Raw genomic sequence first — 3,990 nt, forward strand, 5'->3', positions numbered from 1 at the left:
AACTTCTTCAGTGCCCTCATCCCGAAGACGCCCCCTTTTTATTCGGAAAATGGTTTTCATTCCCCGGTGGTGAATTCCCTCTTTTATGAATGTTTTTATTTATTTTATTGGTTATTCTGCTTTACATTCATACACGACAGAACTACATCTGTCTACATCCTTCAATCCTTTGCGCCAGGAGATGAAACCATTCCAGAAGCCTTTGAATAAGCCATTCCCACCTGTTTTATATTTTTCACTCAGCAGACTCACATAGAAACCATCGAACACCATCGGATGCTTTTTCACTACTCTGATCTTATGTTGCTTCAGGAGTACTTCCATGGCAGCAGGAGAGAAGTGGTAAAGGTGACGTGGTACATCGTAAGCCGCCCAGTGTTCACCATAATGTTCTGCATCGGGAGAGGTGTAGTTGGGAACAGCGATGAGGATTGCGCCTTCCGGTTTTAATAAGGTGCGGATCTGGCGGATATAGTCATGTAAGGTATGTACGTGTTCCAGTACATGCCACATGGTGATAGCATCAAACTGTCCGGCAGGCAGAGAATAGAGATCTTCTGAAGGACGAGGTTCGATGTTGTATAATGTCTTTGCGTTCTGACGGGCCGTTTCGTCTGGTTCAAGACCGGTGATCTGCCAGCCGCCCTGCTGCATGAAGTGAAGGAAGGAACCTGTTCCGCAACCAATATCGAGGATGGAACCTTGTTTGAGACCAGTTGCTGCTTTTACCCAATTTTGTTTACTACGCAGGGTGATTTTCCTCACGCTGTGGTATAAACGGTTGATGAGGCCCTGACGGGTTTCAGAGTGGGAGATGTATTCCTGCGATTGATAATAGCGGCCAATGCTGGCGCTATCAGGAACGTTTTGTGTGAAGCGTACGCTACAATGTCCGCAATGGTTAATGTCGAAGGTTTCCTTTGAAACGGTGTAATCTTTGGCTGTCAGTACTTTATGTGAAGTTGCGGCTCCACATACCGGACAGGTGTTATGGTAGATAAAAGACATGGCCAAAAATAATGAAAATCATAACGAAAAAATCGCTTATGCCTTCGGTACAAGCGATTTTTTCGTAGTCGGGGGCATGACCTGCGGCCGGCTAAATTTTCGTAGTCATCGGAATGGCCTTCTGCACAAGCGATTTTTTCGTGTGTCCGGGCATGGCCTGCGGTCGGCTAAACAGGTAGGACCTATTTATATTCACCGAATACCTTCCTTAATGTATCGGCTATTTCACCGAGGGTACACAAAGTTTCCACAGCTTCCACGACGATAGGCATTACATTTTCTTCCGTATGGGCCGCGGCTTCCAGCCTTTGTAAAATTGCCTGTACCGCTTCATTATCCCTCCTGCTTTTTAGCGATTGCAGTCTTTCCGTTTGCACCTGCCTGATACTGTCATCTATCCTGAATATTTCTGGTGTTCCTTCATCCTTTGCCGTAAATTTATTCACTCCCACGATGATCTTTTTACCGCTCTCTATTTCCTGCTGATATAAGTAAGCACTTCTCGCTATCTCATCCTGTACAAAACCTTGTTCTATCGCACTCACCGCGCCACCCATCGCATCTATACGATGTATCAGTTCCCAGGCCTTTGCTTCCACCTCATTCGTCAGGGCTTCTACATAATAACTTCCGGCAAGGGGATCAACTGTATCTGCAATACCACTTTCATAACCTACGATCTGCTGGGTACGCAAGGCTATCCGCGCTGCTTCTTCTGTAGGCAGGGAAAGCGCTTCATCATAGCCATTGGTATGCAATGATTGTGTACCACCCAACGTCGCCGCCATGGTTTGCACGGCGACACGTACTATATTATTATGGGGTTGTTGCGCTGTCAATGTGCTTCCACCTGTCTGTGTATGAAAACGCAGCATCTGTGCCTTTGGATCTGTAGCCCCCAGTTCCGTTGTCATATGGGCCCACATTCTACGGGCCGCTCTGAACTTCGCCACTTCTTCAAAGAGATGGTTATGCGCATTGAAAAAGAATGACAATCGCCGTGCAAATACATTGATAGCTAGCCCCTTTTCAATCGCCGCTTTTAGATAGGCTTTGCCGTTAGCCAGTGTAAAAGCCAGTTCCTGTACTGCATTTGCGCCTGCTTCCCGGATATGGTATCCCGAAATAGAGATTGTATTCCATTTAGGGACCTCGGTACTACAATATGCAAAGATGTCTGTAATCAGGCGCATGGAGGGTTTGGGTGGATAAATATAGGTGCCTCTCGCCGCATATTCTTTGAGAATATCATTCTGGATAGTACCTGATATTTTATGCAGGTCCGCTCCCTGTTTTTTGGCAAGGGCGATATACAGAGCGAGTAGTATAAATCCTGTTGCATTGATGGTCATACTCGTGGAAATATCTTCCAGTTTGATACCGGCAAAGAGTCTTTCCATATCCTCCAGTGAATCGATCGCCACACCCACTTTGCCTACTTCCCCCTCCGACATGGCATGATCTGAATCATACCCGATCTGGGTAGGCAGGTCAAAGGCTACGCTCAGCCCCATTACCCCCTGGCTAAGCAGGAAATGATAGCGCTGGTTTGAGGCTTCCGCAGTACTAAAACCCGCATACTGCCGCATGGTCCATAGTTTATCGCGGTACATGGAGGCATGTACTCCTCTTGTAAAAGGGAATTGTCCGGGCAACTCATCCATGGGTACCGGTTGGGTATAAACTGGTTCAATGATAATACCGGCATCTGTTTTGATGATATTTTCCATTTTGTGTACGTTCGTGGAATAATGATGTATGATAGACAATGTTACATAATTATTACCGTATTGCTGCGAAGGCCAAAATATTGATAATTTGCAGGACCATTCCTGAACGATTTACCGAATAAGCTATGTTTATTTACGCACTGTTACTACTGACTTTTACTTTGGCCCTGTTCAGCGTTTTTTTTACATACACTGCTGCCGCAGCCCTATTCCGCCACAATTGGTCACGTCTATTAGCCGGATTGTCATTGGGTGTATTTATTTATCTCTATGGCACCTGGGTGTACCTTACGATCGAAGCCAAGTATGGGTTTGGCATTTGTTTGCTGCTGGCCCTGATCATTGGCGCCATGCGCCGGAAAAAGGGGCAGCGGGCGTCAAAAAACTGGCAGATGGTATTTAATTTATTCTTTACTGCTATTTTGACGCTGTTGAGTGTTCTTTATTTCACCGGTACCACCGGCAAACCTGAAACCATTGAACTGGCTTTCCCCATGAAAACCGGGCGGTATTTTGTGTTGCAGGGAGGGAAGGGATTACCCACTAACCTGTTTCACTTCAGTTTGCGGGGAGCGATTTATGCCATGGATATTGTAAAACTGAAACCCGATGGCAGGCGTGCGAATCAGATCTTCAGCAGAAAGCTGGCGGATTATGAAATATTTGGCGATACCTTATATAGTCCCTGCGATGGACGGGTATTAAAAGCTTACGGAGACAACCCGGATAATATCCCTCCTGATATGAGCCGGGGACCAAACAATACCAACCAGGTCATCATCGAAACCTCTAACAGTTACATCTTTTTAGGACATATGAAGGAGGGGAGTGTGATTGTGCACGATGGCGATGTGATTAAAAAAGGGCAACCCTTGGGTTGTGTGGGAAATTCAGGATTTAGTACCGAACCACACCTGCATATTCAGGCACATAAGAAAATACCGGGACAGCCATGGTATCAGGGGCCGCCATTATATATACACTTCAATGGAAAAGGCTATTTACTGTATGAGGTGATCCGGCCCAAAAGAGTGACGATGATAAAAAAATAACAGGAAAAGGGGAGTCTCAAAAATAAAATCAGGGTCTGAGAATTGTGTAACGACTATAAGTTACTGAAAGCTACCCGAATAAAACATTCATGAAAGTGGGAATTCACCAACAGGCATGAAACCCATTTTCATAAAAACCTTCATGAAAGAGGGAATTCACCAACGGGGGATGAAAACCATTTTCATAAAAAACCCTCATG

General features: G+C 45.5%; 3 protein-coding genes. 1 reads left to right on the plus strand and 2 read right to left on the minus strand.

Annotation, left to right across the window (positions count from 1 at the left end):
* Positions 1-111: 111 nt before the first annotated feature.
* Entirely contained in the window at positions 112-1,008 is an 897-nt protein-coding gene (locus BW716_RS34560) for a bifunctional 2-polyprenyl-6-hydroxyphenol methylase/3-demethylubiquinol 3-O-methyltransferase UbiG (protein WP_083730602.1), read from the minus strand.
* Between the two features lie 182 nt (positions 1,009-1,190).
* Positions 1,191-2,777: a methylmalonyl-CoA mutase gene (locus BW716_RS34565; protein ID WP_368678289.1), complete on the minus strand. Its 1,587-nt coding sequence runs from the start codon at positions 2,775-2,777 to the stop codon at positions 1,191-1,193.
* An 86-nt stretch (positions 2,778-2,863) separates the two neighbouring features.
* Between BW716_RS34565 and BW716_RS34570 the strand changes: the two genes are divergently transcribed.
* Complete coding sequence (locus tag BW716_RS34570; protein WP_083730604.1) at positions 2,864-3,790, plus strand: M23 family metallopeptidase; 927 nt, start codon at positions 2,864-2,866, stop codon at positions 3,788-3,790.
* The last annotated feature ends 200 nt before the right edge of the window (positions 3,791-3,990 follow it).

This window comes from [Flexibacter] sp. ATCC 35208 (assembly GCF_001975825.1).
GTDB lineage: Bacteria > Bacteroidota > Bacteroidia > Chitinophagales > Chitinophagaceae > Chitinophaga.